The following is a 19,757-nucleotide window of genomic DNA, read 5'->3' on the forward strand; positions in this document are numbered from 1 at the left end:
AGAGTTAGGGGGGATTTTTTTATACATCGCCTCAAAACTCAACAGTTACATATTGGTTGAACTAAAAAACAGCAGGGGAGGGGTGCAAACTTTGACTGATTATGGTCCACTTTATTTAAATAATTTTTCATGGATTTTTTTAAATAAATTGAGGAAATATAATAGTGATATTGAGTATAGGAGGCAAATTTTTTATGAGGAAAATTTTAAGTGGTGTTCTGATAGTTTTTCTTTGTTTTAGTGGAACCCAAGTTGCTTCAAGTCAGGAGTTTGAGTTGGAATGTGAAGCAGCTTTGTTAATGGAGCCTACAACAGGGAAAGTAGTTTTTGAACATGAAGCACATCAGCAGTTTCCCATAGCATCAATTACAAAAGTTATGACTTTATTGTTAGCTATGGAAGCTATTGAAGAGGGTAGGGTTAGTCTTGAAGATACAGTTGTCGCAAGTCAAAGAGCTTCAGAAATGGGTGGCTCTCAAATATTTTTGGAAAAAGGACAAGAGATTTCTTTTGAAGATTTATTAATTGCTGTTGCTGCTGGTTCCGCAAACGATGCTTCAGTAGCAGTCGCAGAACATGTATCTACCAGTGTAGAAGGTTTCGTTGATGACATGAATACAAGAGCTAATCAACTAGGTATGAAAAACACAGAGTTTTTAAATCCATCAGGATTACCCATTGATGAAAAAGAAAATTTAAGCACGGCATATGATGTAGCTCTAATGTCAAGGGAACTATTAAAATATCCCAAAGTACATGAATGGGCAACAGTTCAATGGGATACAGAATTTTTAGGAGATGTTTACCTATCTAATACAAACTTAAAATTTTTGACAAATTATCCCGGGGCTGATGGACTTAAAACAGGGTGGACAACAGAAGCAGGATATTGTATATCGGCAACGGCATTACGTGAAGATACAAGATTTTTGGCTATAATTTTAAAATCTCCTTCACCGGATCAAAGGTTGAAAGAAACTAACCAGTTACTGAATTATGGTTTTGCGAATTATAAAACCCAAAATATCTATGAGCAAGGTGAAGTGATCAAAACAGTTGAGGTAGAAAAAGGAAGTGTTACTGAAGTAGACCTCAAAACAGAAGAAAAAATATCTGTGCTTTTAGACAAAAAGCAAGAAGGTGAAATTACCACCTCAATAAATGTACCTAAGCGGATAGACGCACCTATAGCTAAAGGGGAAAAAGTGGGGGTTATAGAAGTTTTAAGGGATGGCACTGTGATAGAAAAAATTGATCTAACTGTAGAAAAAGAAGTTGATGAAGCTGGCACAATGCAACTGTTTGGAAGATCTTTAAAAGAACTTTTGCGTACTGTTAGATAAGACTTGCTTTTAAAGCAAGTCTTTTTTGTTAAAGAGAATGTTAATTAGCAGGAAAAAAATAGTTTTTGGCGAAATGTATTTTTAACAAGATAACATGGGGGGAGAAAGTTGAATATAAAATTTATTTATGAGAACAACTGTATTATTGCCGTTGTTGATGGAGAATTGGACCATCATACTGGAGGGAAAGTTAGAGAAAAACTGAAAAAAGAAATTGAGAAAGACCTAGCATCTAACTTAATAATTGACTGTGAAAAACTAAAATTTATGGATAGCTCTGGTCTTGGTGTAATCTTAGGTAGGTACAAAGAGTTAAGTGCTAAAGACTGCAATTTAATTCTCAGTGGTTTGCGACCAAACATAAAAAAAGTAATTAACTTGTCAGGAGTGGACAAAATAATAAAGTGCTATCCTGACTTAAACTCAGCTAAAAGTGCAGTAAAGGAGGAATATTAGTTGGAAAACTATATGGAGTTAAAAATACCAAGCTTATCAAAAAATGAGTCTTTTGCAAGGGTAACTATAGCAAGTTTTGCCTCTCAGCTAGACCCAACTGTGGAGGAAATAAATGATATCAAAACCGCAGTTTCTGAAGCGGTGACAAATGCTATTATTCATGGGTATGAAAATGAAATGGGTGAGTTATATATTTCAGCAAAAATAACTGCTAATACAGTAGAAATAAAAGTAAAGGATACTGGGCGGGGTATAGAAGATGTGGAAAAGGCAAGGGAACCTTTATTTACATCTAAACCAGAGTTGGAGAGATCAGGTATGGGGTTTACGATAATTGAAAATTTTATGGATGAGGTAGAAATTTTATCTAAAACCGGATCTGGAACTCAAATCACTATGCGTAAAAAGATTGTTCCCTCAACTACTGAGAAGTAAGGGGTTGTTAATATGCACTGGAATATTAACAGAGCTAACCAGTATCCTCTACTTTCAAAAACAGAAGTAGAGAAGTTATTTGAACGGTATGAAAAAGGAGATGAAGTGGCAAGGGAAAAACTGATAAATCATAACTTAAGACTTGTTGGTAAAGTGGTAGAAAGGTATAGGGGAGTCTATGACACTGATGACTTATTTCAAATTGGCTGTATTGGGTTATTAAAGGCTATTGACTCTTTTGACTTTAAGCAGAATGTTAGTTTTTCCACCTATGCCTTTCCAAAAATTATAGGTGAAATTAAGATGTATTTTAGGGATAACAACCCTATAAAAATTAGCAGGAAGCAAATGAGTCAATCACAACTGGTGAAAAAAACACAAGAAGAACTAACACAAAAACTAAAAAGAACCCCACAGGTCAGTGAAATTGCAAAGCATATGGAGTTATCAGTAGAAGAAGTGGTGGTGGCGTTAGACGCCCTTCAACCTATTCAGTCTTTGGAGCAACCTGTTGGTGAGGAAGAAGGTTTTTTCTTAAAGGATCAACTTAAAGATAATCAGTTTGCTAAAAAGTTTGACAATAAGCTCTTTTTAAAAGAAATTTTAACATCTTTAAATGAGTTAGAAAGAAAAGTAATTATTTTAAGATATTTTAAAGAAAAATCCCAAAGCCAAATAGCACAGACTTTAGATATGACACAAGTTCAAGTATCCAGGCTAGAAAAAAAAATAATAAAAAAACTAAAAGATTTTGCTCAATAGATTAAAGGTATAACCAGCGATTTTTTGCTGATGTTATACCTTTTTTGTTTTTAAGGAATACTAAAAATATTGGGAGGTGAATTAGGTGTTAATAAGTAGATGGTACTGGATAATGATCTCAATTTTTTTAGTTTTAGCTTTAACCTTTTTGTTTTATTTTTATAGAACCAGCCCCTCAGAAGAAGATTTGCCTAATGATGTAAAAAGAGTTAGCCTATATGAAAGTTTGGTGATTTATCGGTGCTAGTATATATACATTACAAGGAAAGAATAACCGTTGTAAAAAATCAGACAGTATACCTTGAAGATATAGCAGATATAGTTATGGCTGAGTCGAAAAAGAAAGAAGAACTTTTAAAGTTTCCAATCGAAATAAACACAAGTACCTCAGGTATAAAAATTATATCTGCTTTAGATATAATACAACAATTAATTGTGGAGTATCCAGATCTGCATTTTGATTTATTAGGAAAAGACGGAATTATTGTAGAGGTGGTTTCTAAAAAAATCAAAGGCCTAAAGGGAAGGCATATAATAGCTTTAGTTGTGGCTTGGTTGATTATATTTATAGGCTCTGGACTTGCAATCATGAGTTTTCATGCTGATGTAAGTATGCCCCTTGTTCATAGACAAATATTTCATTTGTTGACTGGGGAGAATGAGCCCCATCCGTTACTTTTGCAGATACCTTACTCTTTAGGTATAGGTTTAGGTATGGTTATATTTTTTAACCATATTGGGAAGATTAAAAAAAGGCAGGAGCCTAGTCCTTTAGAGGTAGAGATGTTTTTGTACAATCAGAATGTCAATAAGTACCTCACTAAAGAAGCAAGCACAAAAAAAGATGATTAGTATCATAAGTCAGCATTTAATCTTTGGGTTTATTGGTATTTCAAGTGGAGTTATAGTGGGTACTTCTTTAGCAGCTTTCTTAACTGTATTAGATGTAATTCCAAGATTAGCACAGCTTCTAAGAATAAAGCAAAAAGTAGTCTTAGAAACAGCAATAACTTTTGGCGCTGTAATGGGCACCTTAGTAACTGTTTTGGATTTAGAGATGTTCCTGCCTAGCTTTATCGCTATTTTTTTAGGGCTACTTATGGGTGTTTTTGTTGGGATGTTAACTGCTGCTTTAACTGAAGTGCTCAATGTTTTACCAATAATAGCCCTTAGACTAGGGTTAATATCCTATGTTAGAGCCTTATTGGTTGCTCTAATTTTGGGGAAAACAATAGGTTCACTTCTTTATTGGTTGCTACCTCAAATACAATAAATTTAGGAGGATTAAAATGATAGACACAGTTACAAAAGTAATAGAACTTGTAGGCGAATCCCCCAAAAGCTGGGAGGATGCCATTCAAAATGCAGTGGCAAAATCGGCAAAGAGTATAGATGGAATTTCTGGAGTGGAAGTATTAAACCTAACTGCTAGGGTGGAAAATGGTAAATTAGTAGAATATAAAGCAAATGTTAAGGTGGCATTTCCGGTGATCGATAGGTAGGTTATAGCTTAGCGCCAACTTTGCTTTGGCGCTAACTTTCTTTAAATCCGAAATAATAAAGGAGGGCTTATGTCAAAAAACAAAAAAAACAAACAAAAAAAGCAAACCTTTGCTCAATATGCAAAAAGCCAACACCCCAAAACTCCGTTACTAAAAAATAGTGTTAACGCATTTTGGGTTGGAGGACTTATTTGTGCTATAGGTCAAGCTATACAAAATTTTTATGTTAATGTTTTTGGTTTTTCTCAACAAGACGCTGCTAATCCTACTGTTGCAACTATAATTTTTTTGGCAGGCTTACTTACTGCCCTCGGATTTTTTGATAGAATTGCCAAATTTGCTGGAGCTGGTACTGCTGTTCCTGTAACAGGTTTTGCAAACTCTATGGTAAGTTCAGCATTAGAATTTAAGAAAGAAGGTTTTGTGCTTGGTGTTGGGGGAAAAATGTTTTCATTAGCGGGGTCTGTTATTGTTTTTGGTGTAGTTACTGCATTTATTATTGGGCTAATTTCAGCTATTTTATAGGAGGAGACTCTCTATGGCAAAAAAAATAGGCAAATATACTTATAAACTTGATTCTTCGATAAATATCGTATCTTCTGCTACTGTAACTGGACCAAAAGAGAAAAAAGGGCCCTATGGTAAACATTTTGATTTATCATATTCAGAGCTAACATGCGGAGAGAAAAGCTTTGAAAAAGCAGAAAAAAAATTAATGAAAGATGCAATTGAAAAAGCTCTTGATTGTAAAAAGTTTACCAACAATGATGTGGATGTATTTATAGCTGGGGATCTATTGAACCAAATTATTACGTCAAATTTTACTGCTGCTGAATTGAGTATCCCTTTTCTAGGTTTGTTTGGAGCATGCTCCACCTTTGTAGAGGGCCTTATAGTCGGTTCTATTTTCCTAGAGTCGGGATGTGGTGAAAGAGTAGTTACAGCCACTTCCAGTCATTATGCTGCTGTAGAAAGACAATATAGGTTTCCAACAGAATATGGAGGTCAAGTACCTGGGTATGCTCAACACACCGTGACCGGAGCTGGTAGTACAGTGCTGGAAGTTAAGAAAAAAGGACCGTCTATTACTCATTTTACTGTAGGCAAAGTTTATGATAAGGGAATTAAAGACCCATATGATATGGGCAGTGCTATGGCTCCTTCTGCTGCTGATACTTTAAAAAATATTTTTGATGATACAAACCAAAACCCTGAAGATTTTGATTTAATATTAACAGGTGATTTGGGTCAAGTTGGAAGCAAAATTTTAAAGGATTTATTGAATGAAGGAGGATATTTTTTAGGAACTAATTATATGGACTGTGGTGCTGAAATTTATGGAGATGACCCTTCAGCTCTCTCAGGAGGCAGTGGATGCTCTTGTTCAGCATTAATGACTTTAGGATATTATTTAAAACAAAATGAGTATAAGAAAATCATTATAGTGGCAACAGGCTCCCTGCATAGCCCCACCTCCTATCAGCAAGGGAACTCTATTCCAACCATCGCTCATGGTGTAATTATTGAGAAAAAGGAGGACATGTAAATGGAATATTTAATTGCTTTTTTAGTTGGTGGCGCAATATGCGTAATTGGGCAACTATTATTGGATTTAACTCCTTTTACACCTGCGCACATTTTATCTGGATTTGTCGTAGCAGGTGGAATCCTTGGTGGTTTAGGGATATACCCAGCTTTCATTGACTTTGCTGGCGCTGGGGCTAGTATTCCTATATCTTCTTTTGGCAATTCATTAGCACAAGGTGCAATGTCTGAAGCAGCTAGTACAGGCATAGTAGGTGTGTTAACTGGTATGTTTGAGTTAACTAGTACTGGTATCACATCAGCTATTATTTTTGCTTTCTTTTTTGCATTGTTTTTTGATGCAAAGGGATAAAAGGCACCTTTATGGATATAATATCCAATATTATTTATGAGAATTTAAGTTTATATTAGTTGAACTAATTAATTCTATAATGTCTTTATATTTTCGAAATATAAGCAACCAGTTTTATTAAAAATGGAAAATTGCTATTTTATAAAAAATTTAACTTTGCTATTGTTTCAAATAATATTAGGAAATTATAAAAAGTTGTTATGTCAAGTGTTGTAAAGTTTTGCAAACGTATACAGATTATTCAATTTTGGGAGGCAGTTAATTGACAAAAAGAGTGATTTTAGTAACCGATGGTGATACAGTAGCCAAATCCTGTGTAGAATTAGCAGCGCAGAAATTAGAACTAAGATGTATATCAGCTTCAGCTGGCAACCCTACAGAACTCAGGGGTAGTGAAATAAAAGAACTAATAGAACAAAGTAAGGGCTCCACAGTTATAGTTATGGTTGATGATAGAGGCCAAGCTGGGCAGGGAAAGGGTGAGAGAGTCACAGAGTATTTGACAACCCAGGATGGTATAGAAATAATAGGTGCTCTGGCAGTAGCATCCAATAGCCCTGCAGTAGAACCGATAAAGCCTGATAAATCAATTACAATGACTGGTGACTTTGTGTCTTTAGGAGTGGATAAGGAAGGAATAGAGCTTGCAGATGATAAGATTTATGGTGATACAGTAGAAAATTTGGAGAGTTTAGGGATTAAAAACATAATTGGAATAGGTGATATTGGTAAAATGTGTGGCCAGGACTCAATTCACGAAGGGGTCCCTGTAACAATAAAAGCTATCGAGGAAATTATAAAGCTTAATAGTAAAAAAGATTTAGGAGGTAAGTATGAAAAGTAAGTTAATAGGGGTTCCAAGAACTCTCCTGTATTATAATGTAGCAGAAAAACTTGAAAGTTTTTTTGATTTATTAGAGGTAAACTTATTAGTTTCTCCTCCTACAAGTAAAAGTTTAATAAAAAAGGGAAACAGTTTTTCAATTGACGAAGCATGCCTGCCTGTTAAGGCAGGGCTAGGGCATTTAGATTATCTGGCAAATAATGGAGCAGACGCAATATTTATGCCTAGGGTTGTTTCCATTGAAAGAAATAAGTATATTTGTCCTAAATTTTTAGGTTTGCCAGAGTATTGTACAAGCTTAATGCCTCATTTGCCACCGTTGATCTCTCCTACAATAGATTTAAGAACTAAAAATGGTATTAAGAAGTTTTGTATGGATTTAGGTAAGGAGTTGAAAATTCAACCGTTTAAAGTAAAAGAAGCCCTTTTTAAAGTTAAACCTGAAAAAAGAAATAAACCTAAACTAATGGGTAAAGAACTAAATATTGCTGTGCTAGGTCATAGCTATAATATATATGACCCAGGGTTGAATTTGGCAATTTTAGAAAAAACTAAAAAATATGCCAATGTAAAAACTGTTGAGGACTATACAGAAAATGAACTTAACATGGGAAGAGATTTGCTTCCTAAACCGCTTTTTTGGAGCTATGGAGAACAGATAGCGGCAGCAGCAATAAGCTCAATGGAAAAAGGAGAAGTACAAGGGATAATAGTAGTCACGTCTTTTGGATGTGGTCCTCACTCATTTATAACTGAAATAATTGAACAACATTATAAAAAAAGGAAACAAATCCCTATATTATATTTGACATTAGATGAGCACAGCGCTGAAGCTGGGCTTATAACGCGTCTGGAAGCTTTTATGGATCTTTTAACTTTAAGGAGGGAAAAAATATGGGCATAACCTTCCCAAGGTTTGGAACCAGCCATGTAGCTATAGGTAATCTTCTGAAATGGATGGGGCATGATGTTATTAAGCCACCAGATATTACAGAAAAAACTATATCATTAGGCACAAAAAACTCACCTGAGTTAGCCTGTTTTCCCCTTAAAATAACTACAGGAAGTTTTATTGAAGCTTTAGATAGTGGGGCGGATAGTATACTTATGGCAGGAGGAGTTGGGCCGTGCCGGTTTGGTTACTATGGATATTTACAAAAAGGTGCTTTGACACAGATGGGCTACAAGTTTGATTCATTTATTATAGAACCGCCTAGTAGACATCCTAAACAAGCTTATCATACTATCAAAAGTTTAAAAAAGAAAACACCTTGGCACACTGTAATGAAATATGTTTACATAGTTTTGACCAAACAGAAGTACATAGATAAAATGCATAAGTTAGTTTTAGAAACTGCACCAAAAGAAGTAGGAGAGATTAAAAGTTTTAAACTATTTAATGAGTTCGTACAAAAAGTGGAGCCAGTAAGGGAAGTTAAATCATTGAAGGAAATATATCAACATTACGCAGATAAGTTGTATAAATTTCAAAAAGTCACACCTAAGGTGAAAATAAAACTGTTGGGAGAAATATATTTGGTTTGTGAACCGGCAGCTAATTTATATATAGAAAAAAAGTTAGCAGCACTAGGTGTTGAAGTTCAAAGAACTATATACTTAGGTGAATGGTTTGATGGCCATGTAGTTAAGGATATAATACCTATACTTAAAGAAAAAGAAACTGAAAAAACAGCAAAATCTTATTTGAGTCAAATGGTAGGGGGCCATGGTCAAGAAACTGTTGCACAGACTGTACAAGCGAGCCAACAAGGTTTTGATGGGGTGATACAGGTATATCCATTTACTTGTACTCCAGAAATCCTTGCTCAAGGGATAATAACCAAAGTATCAAAAGACAAAAAAATTCCAGTACTAACTCTATCAATGGATGAACACTCAGCTCAAGCTGGTATTGATACAAGGCTAGAAGCTTTTGTTGATTTGATTTATCAAAAGAAATTACAAAACGAAAGAGGTGAAGCCTTATGGGTAATGGGGTCATAATAGGTATAGATGTTGGTTCAGTATCAACCAACATAGTGGTGTTAGATGAAAAGCAGAACCTGTTAGCTAAAGAATATATAAGAACACAAGGAAAGCCTATTCAAGCAGTTAAAAAAGGCTTTGAAGCAGTAGAAAAATATATAAAAAATAATCCTGTTCTTTCGGTTGGCACCACTGGAAGTGGAAGAAAACTAGCTGCAGCTATGGTGGGAGCTGATGTTGTAAAAAATGAGATAACAACCCATGCTGTAGGAGCTTTAAAGCATGATAAAGATGTTAAAACTGTAATTGAGATCGGAGGGCAGGATTCTAAAATAATTATACTCGACGATTCTATAGTAACAGATTTTGCCATGAACAGTGTTTGCGCCGCAGGAACAGGATCATTTTTAGATCAGCAGGCGGCACGTTTAGGAATTTCAATTGAAGATTTTGGGAAAATTGCATTAGAATCAACCACTGAACTAAGGATAGCAGGTCGATGTTCTGTATTTGCTGAATCTGATATGATTCATAAGCAGCAATTGGGAAATAGCATAGCTGATATATTGGCGGGCCTTTGTACTTCTTTAGTGAGAAATTATTTAAACAATTTAGGCAAGGGTAAAGAAATAAAATCTCCCATTATGTTTCAAGGAGGGGTAGCAGCTAACCCAGGAATTGTTTCTGCTTTTGAAAAAGAACTAGAACAAAAGATATTAATTCCCACTCACTATGATGTCATGGGGGCTTTTGGTTCAGCTCATTTAGCTAACATTCAGCGTCCTAGTAAATCTAAGTTTTTTGGGTTAGAAGCTATTGATGATGATTTTACACCATCGTCTTTTAATTGTAGCGACTGTGGTAATAATTGTGAAGTTGTTAACCTAAAAAGAAATGGATTGATAGTAGGGAGTTGGGGTGATAAGTGTCAAAAATATCACCAGCCAACAGAACAACAAAAAATAAGTAGTTAAAAAAGTCTAGCAATGTAATAAAGCATTGCTAGACTTTTGGTTTATCGCAAGTTAATTGGATGATTAATAAACAATCGGCTGAGGAAAAATTCTTGCTGATTAAAGTTCGCTTATTAGAATGCTTTTAAGGCAACTGGCAATGTGTTATAATTTATATGCTAGATGTTACATAAATTTGGAGGTAGTACATGTGAATATAGTAACCACTCATGTAAATACAGACTTTGATGGACTTGCATCAATGATAGCATGCACAAAACTATATCCTAACACGAAAATGGTATTGCCAGGGAAAGTTAAAAGAAATGTTAAAGAATATATCTCTTTACACAAAGATGTTCTTAAATTTGAAGCACCCTCTGATATAAATGACAAAGAAATTGATAAATTAATAATTGTTGATACCGCCTCAGCTAAAAGAATAGGTTCTTTATCTAGACTTATACAAAAAGAAGTTGATATTATGGTGTATGACCATCATCCTATATTAGAAGGGAAGAAGCCACAGTGGAGAGTTGAGGAGGTAGGTGCTACAGTTACTATACTAACAGAAGAGCTTATGGAAAAGGGTGTAGATATATCTTCTTTCGAAGCAACTTCCTTGATACTGGGCATTTATGAAGACACTGGAAATTTATCTTTTGCCCAAACAACTTCTAGGGATTTAAAGGCAGCAGCTTTTTTGCTGGAAAAAGGTGCTAAGCTATCTTTTATAAGTCAATTTATATCTAAGCCATTGACAGAGAACCAAAAAAGTTTATTAGAGACCTTAATGGATAATATGGAGAACTTAGATTTTAATGGTTGGAATGTTGTGGTGTGCACAGCTTCATTAGATGAATTTATTGGAGGAGTTGGAGAGCTAACCCATAAACTAGGTAAAATCGAGGATGTAGATGCAGTATTTACGTTAGTAAAAATGATAGACCGAATACATATAATAGGCAGGAGTTTTAACGAAAACTTACCTATTTCTAAACCTATTGTAGAAATGGGGGGAGGTGGCCATCCCCAATCTGCTGCAGCTACAGTTAAAGATAAGGACTTGGCAGCAATAAGGCAAGAATTTATAGCTTTGTTGAATAAGTTGCCGTCACCATTAACTGCAGCAGATGTAATGGCTCAACCTGTTAAAACTATTGGTCCTGATGTATCTATTTCAGAAGCAAGCCGTATCATGCTAAGATATGGTCATACAGGGTTGCCTGTAGTTGAGAATGATAATTTGTTAGGGATTATATCAAGAACAGATGTTGATAAAGCTATACATCATGAGTTAACCCATGCACCAGTTAAAGGGTTTATGTCAACTAATGTAATAACTACTTCACCCAAAACTAGTCTCAAAACAGTAAGGCAGAAACTTACCCAATATGATATTGGAAGGTTACCGGTATTGGATGATAGCAAAAAGATGATTGGAATAATAACACGGACTGACGTTCTTAAAGTGATACATGGTAGCCAAGCCCCTAGGTGGCATAAACCGTTGTATACTTTTAGCGACTATAGCATGGCAGAGCCAAGTGAGAATTTAATGGAGGTTATAAATACGCGACTTCCTAAAAAGATTCAAGGACTGTTGTGGCTTATAGGTCAAAAAGCTCAAAAAGAGGGCTTTAAAGTTTATGCTGTTGGTGGATTTGTTAGAGATTTACTACTAGGAGTGCCTAACCATGACATAGATATTGTGGTGGAACAAGATGCAATTTCTTTTGCCAGAAAAATAGTTAAATACTTAGGTGGGCAAATAAAAGAGTATCAAAAGTTTGGAACTGCAACAATAACCTTAAAAGATGGAATGAAAATCGACTTTGCTACAGCTAGGATGGAGTTTTATCCCTTTCCGGCAGCAATGCCTGAAGTGGAAGAAACAACAATAAAACACGACCTGTATCGAAGAGATTTTACCATTAATACTTTAGCTTTTAGGTTAAATTCTGATAAATTTGGGGATTTTTTAGACTTTTTTGAAGGAAGTAAAGATTTAGAGCAAGGTAGCATAAAAGTATTATATAATCTAAGTTTTGTGGAGGATCCCACTAGAATTTTTAGAGCTTTTAGGTTTGAAAGTAGATATTCATTTCACATGGATGATTCTACCATGGGATTTTTGCTTAATGCTTTAGAAAATAATGTTATGCAAAAATTAAGCGGGACTAGAATTTTTGAAGAATTTCAAGCTATTGTTTTGGAACCTAATCCATCGGTTATTTTAATCAGAGCATTGGAATTAGGAGTTTTAGATAATATTTTCGGTAAATGTAGTAACCCGCAACAACTAAAGCAAAATTTTAAACATACAATGGATTCAATTGTATGTTTAAAAGAAAAAGGGATTTTAGAAAAAAAAGATTTCATTTTGGTTTATTTATTAGTGATAATTAATAGCTATCCTAAAAAGGTTTTTGAAATTATCCTTAAGGACTTTAATTTAGATAAAGGTAGTAGGATAATTATTAGGAACTTCTTTGATGTAGGATTAGAGAGGATAGAAAAATTAAAATCTAATAAACACCTGGATCCTTCTGAAATTTATGATTCATTAAATGGCCTGAGTGTTCATTCTCTTTGTGCCATGATGGCCATAGCAGACAATGATTTGCTAAAAAATCGAATATTTTTGTATTTAGAAGAGTTACATAAGGTAGATGTTGAAATTACAGGTAATGACTTAAAAGAAATGGGTATAAAACCTGGTCCAGTTTATAGTAAAATTATATCTAGGCTTAGACAACAAAAGTTAAATGGTGAAATACACACAAAAGATGATGAATTGAACTATATAAAAAGCTTGGACCTAAAAGAAAGGGGTAGATAATTTTGGGTTTTTTAGATGGAATACTTTATGTTTTACCGGCAGTTTTATTAGCTATGACAGTACACGAATATGCCCATGCTAGAGTGGCTTATTCATTAGGAGATCCTACGGCAAAGCGAGAGGGAAGGCTTACTTTAAATCCTTTAGACCATGTTGATCCAATTGGTCTTATAATGCTAGTTATAGTTAGGTTTGGTTGGGCTAAACCAGTTCCTATAAATCCCTTTAATTTTAAGGGAAATAGAGATGCTGGAATAATTAAAGTTTCTTTAGCTGGACCTTTAGCAAACCTTACCCTCGCTTTTGTATCACTTGTTTTAGTAAGAATCATAGCAACTATGAGTGGAATTATAGTTTTATCACCTTCAGCAATTTCTGTAATGCAGATATCAGTTAATTTTTTGTTGTTGTTAGCAAGATTGAATTTATTTTTCATGGTATTTAACCTCATACCTTTACCTCCACTAGATGGATCTAAAATTTTATCTAGCATGCTTTCTCCAAAAGCAAGAATGCAATATCAACAGGTGGAAGCGTATGCTCCTTTAATTTTAATACTACTCTTAGTAACAAGGACTTTGCCTATGATTTTAATTCCAATAGCCGATACTATAGAGGGTATATTAAGGTTTATTGTTTTTGGCATTATATAGGAGGAGAGTATATGGAGTTTAAAGTAAAACTAGAACAGTTTGAAGGGCCCTTTGATTTATTACTCCACTTAGTTGAAAAAGCAGAGCTGGATATAAGTGAAATTAATATCTCTAAAATAACCGATGAATATTTGAAATATGTCGAAAGATTAGAAAAGCTTGATTTAGAAGGGGTAAGTGACTTTCTTATTGTAGCAGCAACTTTAATAGAGATAAAAGGACGTTCACTATTGCCAAATCGCAAAAAAAAATTGCCAGATAGTGAAGAAGTAGAAGATCCACGGGAACAATTAGTTCGTCGTTTATTGGAATACAAAAGGTATAAAGAGGTTGCTGAAGTTTTAGAACAGATGGCAGCTAAACAGAATGCTTTTCATACTAGAGCTCCGGAAGTGTTAAAGGATAGTAAAGAACCCCTTAATTTATCGTTAAGTAATTTGTACTCAGCATTTCAAAAAGCTTTAGAAAGGTCTCCCATACCAGACCGACCAAAATCTCACGAAATAAAAAAAGAAAAAATAACTATAGAGCAAAAGATGAGTTTTATAAAGTTGGAACTAACTAAAAATAATAACTTAAGTTTTCAAAGGTTAATGTTAGGTTGTTTGTCTAGGGAAGAGAAAGTTTTAACTTTTCTAGCCATTTTAGAATTAATAAGGATAAAGATGATAAAAGTTACTCAGTACCAGTCATTTGGCGACATAACTATTACTGCAAGAAAAAGAGGGGATGAAAATTGGAACGAAGGGGAAGTATCTACGACTGCTTAGAGGCGTTGTTGTTTGCAGCTGGAGAACCAATTACAATAGACCAGATTGCAGAAGCCTTGGAGTTAACTCAACTTCAGGTAAATAAGTTGATGGACGAGATTATTGAAAAGAAAAACAACAGCGGCGGCATAATGATAAAAGAGGTAGCTGGCGGATATCAAATGTGTTCTAAGCCCCAGTATCATAAGTTTATAAAAAAGTTATTTAAAGAACCTAAGTATAATAACTTAACCAATGCTACATTGGAGACGTTAGCTATAATAGCTTATAAGCAACCAATTACCCGTGCAGAGGTTGAGGAGGTTAGGGGAGTTAAGGTCGAAAGAGCGATTTCTACTTTGTTGTCAAGGGAACTTATAGAAGAAGTTGGGAGAAAAGATTGTGTTGGCCGTCCCATCCTTTACGGAACTACTGAAGCATTTTTAAAGCAGTTTGGGTTAGGGGATCTTGAGGATTTACCAACACCGTCTTGAAAATATTTATAAAGTTTTACATTAAAAAATATTAGAAAGTTCAAATTAAAAGGCTATCCTATGCTATGGATAGCCTTTTTCCCGTTAACTGGTATAGCTTCTTTCGATAAAATTTTATTTTATTACTTGATAAATAATATTTTATTATTTATAGGGAAAGAATAATTTTAATGAATGTAATATGTTTTTTAAGGTGGCTTTTTTATGTCGTGGATAAAGCTAATTTTTTTTTCATTGTTATTTTTATATTTAATAATTATTATCTCACCGGTTAGATTGAATATATTAATAAAACATACCACTAAGCAGAGTGATATAGTAGTTGGTGTTAGATTGTTTTGGGGTCTTATTAGATATAATATAGATATTCCAAAACTATTTATAAAAAATAAAAAATTGCAAATGGAAGCAGAAATGGAGCGATCTCATAAAAAGCCATACTTTGATATGCATAAAAGCTTTGGGTTTAAAAAAGAGATTGTAGCGCTGCTGATAAACGAACTGAAAAACTTAAAAAAAATGTCACGGGTACTTATGAAATTAAGTAAAAGGTGGGTGAAAATAGAAAAATTAAGTTGGCATACAGACTTTGGGACTTCAGATGCAGCAAATACAGGTATTATGTATGGGGTACTTTGGCAGCTAAAAACAGCTGTTTTAGGTTTTGCAGTAAAAGTTGCTAAAATGAATAAGCCTATAATATCAGTTGAGCCGAAATTTAATAAAAGTGATTTTAATACTAAGTTAAACTGTATAATAACTTTTCCATTAGGCTATATTATAACTGTCGGCATATATTTATTGTTTAATTTTATAAAAACTAAAATAAAATACTTAAGGGGTGTTAATTTTGTCAGATCATCCAATTCAAGGGCTAATGAAAACCGCTATGGAAAGCATTAAAGAAATGGTAGATGTAAATACTGTTATAGGAGATGCTGTTGAAACCCCCGATGGCAATGTAATTATACCTATTTCTAAAGTTGGATTTGGGTTTGCTGCAGGGGGAACTGAGTTTGAAAATGACGAAAAAGAAAGTGATGCTTTTCCATTTGGTGGTGGGAGTGGTGGGGGCGTGTCAGTCCAGCCAGTAGGCTTTTTAGTGGTTGGGCATAACCAGGTACGCTTATTGCCGGTTAATAACAATGCAATATTTGACCGTCTCATAGACTTAGCTCCTCAGATTCTTGATAAATTTCAAAGCTTATTTGACGATAACGGGCAGGAAGTGGATAAGAATAAACTTCAAAAGCTTGAGGCTGAGCTTGCCCAACTAAAAGCAGAAGTAGAAAATTAATAGGTAAAAGAAATGATAAAAGGGTAGACATTTACAAGGTGTCTACCCTTTTATCATTTCTTTAAAAGAAGGATTTCACGTAGGAGTGTCGAAATCTGTTAAAAACTAATGGGAGGTGGAATATGAAAAAATCAATTAACAAGACAACTGAGTTTGTGGAAGCTATAATCAATAGTATTCCAATAGCAGCGTTTGTCTTAGATGAAAGAAATGTTGTTTATAGTCTTAATTATGCTGCCCAAGAATTATTCGGGAGCAAACAAAGAGAAACTGAGTTTAAGGCGTTTGGGGATGCATATGACTGTATTGAACTTGATAGATCTGAAGGGTGTGGAGAAGGTCCTAACTGTGATAAGTGCATTGTTAAAAAAGCTGCCATTGAAGCTCTCAGGGGTCAACACATATATAGAATAAAAGGAAAGTTAGTTTTAAATTCTCAAGGAAGGGCTAAAACTTATAAAGTATTAGTGAGTGGTGCACCATTAAACTACGACATGCAAAATTATGCAGTAGTAGTGTTAGAAGATATATCTTTAATTATTGAACTAGAAGGATTTCTTCCGATATGCGCTACATGTAATAAGATAAGGGGAAAAACAGGTAGTTGGCATCGATTGGAGAATTTTATTGAAGAAAACTCAGAAGCGGAATTTACACATGATATATGCCCTGACTGTTTAAATAATGCTTTAAAACGTTAAAATGTTCTTGACTTACATTATATACTGTGTTAGTATTCCTAATATAATACAAGTAAATAGTCGATGCGAATTCGAGGCTGCGATGTGCCAAGAGTACTTTATAAGGAAAGGGGTCGTCGCCGAAATACATTTATGTATTGGGGTTATGTTTTAATAGGCATAGCACTGTCGCCAGAAGGTTGCCCAACTTTTTGGTGGAGAACTTTTCGCGTTGTGGGCAAAAGGCGCTGCTTAATAGACAGTCGTGAACCTTTTGTTCACGGCTGTTTTTTGTTGTTAATTTTATTATTAAGGGGTGTAGGATTATGAAGTTATTTGGTACAATGGAAATAAATAACAAAGGTCAACTGGAAATCGGAGGATGCAACTGTCTTACTTTGGCTAGAAACTATGGAACACCTTTATATGTGGTAGACGAAGCTGAAGTTAGAAATCAATGTAAATTATATAAGAGTTTTTTTAGAAGTGATTCGCTAAGAACAGAAGTAATATATGCCTCAAAAGCATTTTTAAACATAGCAATGTGTAAGCTTGTAGAAGAAGAAGGACTATCTCTAGATGTCGTATCTGGGGGAGAATTATATACAGCTTTAAAAGCTAAATTTCCAAAAAATAGGATATACTTTCATGGTAATAACAAGTCAGAGGCAGAACTTGTAATAGCAGTTAAAAGTGGAGTTGGAAGGATTGTCCTAGATAATAAGAGTGAATTTAGGTTATTACAACAAGTTACAAAGCGATTAGGTAAAAAAGCAAATGTATTGCTAAGGGTAAACCCTGGAATTGTTGCACATACTCATGAATATATTAGTACTACTAGGCATAGCTCTAAATTTGGAGAAAGTATTTTTGCAGAAGATATATATTCATTTATTAAAGAGATTTATGAATCTCCAGATATTTGCTTTAAAGGACTTCATAGTCATATAGGGTCTCAAATCTTTGAAGAAGGCTCTTTTTTAGAGCTTGCAAGTGTAATGCTAGATTTTATCCAAGCCATTAGAAGAAAAGCTTTGGTAAAAACTTTAGAGCTTAACTTAGGGGGAGGTTTTGGTGTTTACTATTCCGATACAGACACTCCTTTAGATTTACCTAATTTTTTCGAAAGATTATTAGATGAAATATATGTAAAATCAAAATCATTAAGTCTAGAGCCTCCCAAAATTTTGATTGAACCAGGTAGGTCAATAGTAGCTAATGCTGGGACTACCCTATATACTGTAGGTGGCATTAAAAAGACATATGATGGTAAACAGTTTATTTTTGTTGATGGAAGTATGGCGGATAATATAAGGCCAGCTTTGTATGATTCTAAACATGAACTTAGCTTAGCGAATAGAATGAATGATAAATGCAAAGAGGAATTTGCAGTTACTGGTAAATGTTGTGAATCAGGGGATATTTTAAGTAAAGGTTTTAAGCTCCCTACTCCCAATATAGGAGATTTGGTTGCTGTATCATCTACAGGAGCATATAACTATAGCATGGCGTCAAATTACAATAGGCTTACTAAACCAGCTGTTATTTTTGCCAAAGAAGGAGAGGCAAAAGTTGTTGTTAAGCGTGAGACATACGAAGACCTAGTAAAAAATGATGTCCATTTAGTAGATTAGGAGGGGACATATATTGACTACAGTAATACAGAAGTATGGTGGGTCTTCGCTTGAGTCTATTAGTAAAATGAGAGCAATAGCAAATAAAATAATAGAAAGTAAAAAAATATATGACAAAATAGTAATTATAGTCTCCGCCATGGGCGACACAACAAATAATCTTATAGGGCTTTCTAATGAAGCTTGTAAATCCCCATCTAAAAGAGAGTTGGATATGCTACTTGCTACTGGAGAACAAATTTCTGCATCATTACTTACAATGATATTAAAAGATACTGGATATGATGCTATAGCTTTAACTGGTCAGCAAGCTGGAGTGCATACCAAAGGAATTTTTTGCAATGCTAAAATATCTGACATTGATATTAGTTTTGTTAATAAACATTTAAATAAAGGTAAAATTGTAATTATAGCTGGTTTTCAGGGCGTTAATGAAAAAGGGGAAACCACTACATTAGGAAGAGGGGGCAGTGATACTACCGCAGTAGCTTTTGCAGCGAGATTAGGTTGTAAATGTGAAATTTATACTGATGTGGAGGGGATATACAGTGTAGATCCTCGGTTATATCGTAAAGCTAAAAAACTTAACTTTATTAGCTATGAAGAAATGAAGGAAATGTCTCATTTAGGTGCAAAAGTAATGGAGTGTAGGTCGGTAGAAATTGGACATAGCTACCAGGTACCTATTTATGTAGCGTCAAGTTTAAATGATGCCACTGGTACCTTAATAAAGGAGTGGGATAAAAAAGTGGAAAAAAGGAGCATAACAGGATTATCAGTAACTGACGATGTGTTAATGGTTACATTAAAAAACATACCATATTCATCAAGTAATGTAGCAGAGGTTTTCACTTTGTTAGCAGAAGCAGGTGTCAGCGTTGACATAATAAGCCAGACATTGCCAAGAGCAGGTTTAGTTAACCTTTCATTTACGGCCTCTGCCCAGGACTATAAATCAGTAAAAGAAGCAATGGAAGTTATTGCTCAAAAGCACTCCAACGTTGAGATTAAAAAAGATAATGAAATTATAAAACTTTCTGTTGTGGGGACAGGTATGAGAACTCAATCTGGTGTAGCTGCTAAGATGTTTAGAATTTTTGCAGATAACCAAATAGAATTTCAGCAAGTTACAACCTCAGAAATTAGCATATCCTATACTTTAGACAAAACCTATAAACAAAAAGCTGTAGATGCTGTGGCAACTGCTTTTAATTTGTAGTAAATGGGGGA

At 34.4% G+C, this 19,757-nt stretch carries 24 protein-coding genes and 1 riboswitch; all 24 genes read left to right on the forward strand.

Annotation, left to right across the window (positions count from 1 at the left end; translation table 11 throughout):
- Window positions 1–194: 194 nt before the first annotated feature.
- The 24 genes from PRVXT_RS05735 (at window position 195) to PRVXT_RS05850 (ending at window position 19,746) form a co-directional block, all read left to right on the forward strand.
- Window positions 195–1,343, forward strand: a complete 1,149-nt coding sequence (locus PRVXT_RS05735) for a D-alanyl-D-alanine carboxypeptidase family protein (RefSeq protein ID WP_350344709.1) — start codon at window positions 195–197, stop codon at window positions 1,341–1,343.
- 108 nt (window positions 1,344–1,451) lie between these two features.
- Window positions 1,452–1,799, forward strand: coding sequence for an STAS domain-containing protein (locus PRVXT_RS05740; protein WP_350344710.1), 348 nt, complete (start codon window positions 1,452–1,454; stop codon window positions 1,797–1,799).
- A 12-nt stretch (window positions 1,800–1,811) separates the two neighbouring features.
- Complete coding sequence (gene spoIIAB / locus PRVXT_RS05745; protein WP_350345120.1) at window positions 1,812–2,234, forward strand: anti-sigma F factor; 423 nt, start codon at window positions 1,812–1,814, stop codon at window positions 2,232–2,234.
- Between the two features lie 12 nt (window positions 2,235–2,246).
- On the forward strand, window positions 2,247–2,996 hold the full coding sequence (locus tag PRVXT_RS05750; RefSeq protein WP_350344711.1) for a sigma-70 family RNA polymerase sigma factor: 750 nt from the start codon (window positions 2,247–2,249) through the stop codon (window positions 2,994–2,996).
- Between the two features lie 85 nt (window positions 2,997–3,081).
- Window positions 3,082–3,243: a hypothetical protein gene (locus PRVXT_RS05755; protein ID WP_350344712.1), complete on the forward strand. Its 162-nt coding sequence runs from the start codon at window positions 3,082–3,084 to the stop codon at window positions 3,241–3,243.
- Window positions 3,237–3,848 (forward strand): stage V sporulation protein AA, encoded by a 612-nt coding sequence (locus PRVXT_RS05760; protein ID WP_350344713.1) that lies wholly within the window; start codon window positions 3,237–3,239, stop codon window positions 3,846–3,848. The genes PRVXT_RS05755 and PRVXT_RS05760 overlap by 7 nt, the downstream gene beginning before the upstream one ends.
- On the forward strand, window positions 3,799–4,269 hold the full coding sequence (locus PRVXT_RS05765) for a stage V sporulation protein AB (protein ID WP_350344714.1): 471 nt from the start codon (window positions 3,799–3,801) through the stop codon (window positions 4,267–4,269). The genes PRVXT_RS05760 and PRVXT_RS05765 overlap by 50 nt, the downstream gene beginning before the upstream one ends.
- Before the next feature lie 16 nt (window positions 4,270–4,285).
- A complete protein-coding gene (locus PRVXT_RS05770; RefSeq protein WP_350344715.1) occupies window positions 4,286–4,498 on the forward strand; it encodes a dodecin family protein in 213 nt (70 codons plus the stop codon).
- A gap of 69 nt (window positions 4,499–4,567) precedes the next feature.
- Entirely contained in the window at window positions 4,568–5,023 is a 456-nt protein-coding gene (gene spoVAC / locus PRVXT_RS05775) for a stage V sporulation protein AC (RefSeq protein WP_350344716.1), read from the forward strand.
- 13 nt (window positions 5,024–5,036) lie between these two features.
- Window positions 5,037–6,044, forward strand: coding sequence for a stage V sporulation protein AD (spoVAD, locus tag PRVXT_RS05780; protein ID WP_350344717.1), 1,008 nt, complete (start codon window positions 5,037–5,039; stop codon window positions 6,042–6,044).
- A complete protein-coding gene (spoVAE, locus tag PRVXT_RS05785; protein WP_350344718.1) occupies window positions 6,045–6,395 on the forward strand; it encodes a stage V sporulation protein AE in 351 nt (116 codons plus the stop codon).
- 262 nt (window positions 6,396–6,657) lie between these two features.
- Window positions 6,658–7,239 (forward strand): stage V sporulation protein AE, encoded by a 582-nt coding sequence (locus tag PRVXT_RS05790; protein WP_350344719.1) that lies wholly within the window; start codon window positions 6,658–6,660, stop codon window positions 7,237–7,239.
- On the forward strand, window positions 7,229–8,143 hold the full coding sequence (locus tag PRVXT_RS05795) for an acyl-CoA dehydratase activase-related protein (protein WP_350344720.1): 915 nt from the start codon (window positions 7,229–7,231) through the stop codon (window positions 8,141–8,143). Before PRVXT_RS05790 ends, PRVXT_RS05795 begins: the two co-directional genes overlap by 11 nt.
- Entirely contained in the window at window positions 8,134–9,243 is a 1,110-nt protein-coding gene (locus PRVXT_RS05800) for a CoA protein activase (RefSeq protein ID WP_350344721.1), read from the forward strand. The genes PRVXT_RS05795 and PRVXT_RS05800 overlap by 10 nt, the downstream gene beginning before the upstream one ends.
- Window positions 9,225–10,199, forward strand: coding sequence for an acyl-CoA dehydratase activase (locus PRVXT_RS05805; protein ID WP_350344722.1), 975 nt, complete (start codon window positions 9,225–9,227; stop codon window positions 10,197–10,199). The genes PRVXT_RS05800 and PRVXT_RS05805 overlap by 19 nt, the downstream gene beginning before the upstream one ends.
- A gap of 190 nt (window positions 10,200–10,389) precedes the next feature.
- Window positions 10,390–13,020, forward strand: a complete 2,631-nt coding sequence (locus tag PRVXT_RS05810; RefSeq protein ID WP_350344723.1) for a CBS domain-containing protein — start codon at window positions 10,390–10,392, stop codon at window positions 13,018–13,020.
- A gap of 2 nt (window positions 13,021–13,022) precedes the next feature.
- Complete coding sequence (locus PRVXT_RS05815) at window positions 13,023–13,673, forward strand: site-2 protease family protein (protein WP_350344724.1); 651 nt, start codon at window positions 13,023–13,025, stop codon at window positions 13,671–13,673.
- Window positions 13,674–13,684: 11 nt separating this feature from the next.
- Window positions 13,685–14,443: a segregation and condensation protein A gene (locus tag PRVXT_RS05820; protein WP_350344725.1), complete on the forward strand. Its 759-nt coding sequence runs from the start codon at window positions 13,685–13,687 to the stop codon at window positions 14,441–14,443.
- Window positions 14,410–14,916 carry an SMC-Scp complex subunit ScpB gene (gene scpB / locus PRVXT_RS05825; protein WP_350344726.1) on the forward strand — a complete coding sequence of 169 codons (507 nt, stop codon included), beginning with the start codon at window positions 14,410–14,412 and terminating at the stop codon, window positions 14,914–14,916. The genes PRVXT_RS05820 and scpB overlap by 34 nt, the downstream gene beginning before the upstream one ends.
- Window positions 14,917–15,120: 204 nt before the next feature.
- Window positions 15,121–15,819, forward strand: a complete 699-nt coding sequence (locus tag PRVXT_RS05830) for a DUF2953 domain-containing protein (RefSeq protein WP_350344727.1) — start codon at window positions 15,121–15,123, stop codon at window positions 15,817–15,819.
- Window positions 15,767–16,213: a GerW family sporulation protein gene (gene ytfJ, locus PRVXT_RS05835; protein WP_350344728.1), complete on the forward strand. Its 447-nt coding sequence runs from the start codon at window positions 15,767–15,769 to the stop codon at window positions 16,211–16,213. The genes PRVXT_RS05830 and ytfJ overlap by 53 nt, the downstream gene beginning before the upstream one ends.
- 122 nt (window positions 16,214–16,335) lie before the next feature.
- Window positions 16,336–16,914, forward strand: coding sequence for a hypothetical protein (locus PRVXT_RS05840; protein ID WP_350344729.1), 579 nt, complete (start codon window positions 16,336–16,338; stop codon window positions 16,912–16,914).
- Between the two features lie 63 nt (window positions 16,915–16,977).
- A riboswitch (Lysine riboswitch) is annotated at window positions 16,978–17,127 on the forward strand.
- Window positions 17,128–17,219: 92 nt separating this feature from the next.
- Window positions 17,220–18,527, forward strand: a complete 1,308-nt coding sequence (gene lysA, locus PRVXT_RS05845) for a diaminopimelate decarboxylase (RefSeq protein WP_350344730.1) — start codon at window positions 17,220–17,222, stop codon at window positions 18,525–18,527.
- 13 nt (window positions 18,528–18,540) lie between these two features.
- Window positions 18,541–19,746 (forward strand): aspartate kinase, encoded by a 1,206-nt coding sequence (locus PRVXT_RS05850; RefSeq protein ID WP_350344731.1) that lies wholly within the window; start codon window positions 18,541–18,543, stop codon window positions 19,744–19,746.
- Window positions 19,747–19,757 lie beyond the last annotated feature (11 nt).

The sequence above is a fragment of the Proteinivorax tanatarense genome, from assembly GCF_040267685.1.
In the GTDB taxonomy this organism is placed as follows: Bacteria; Bacillota; Proteinivoracia; order Proteinivoracales; family Proteinivoracaceae; genus Proteinivorax; species Proteinivorax tanatarense.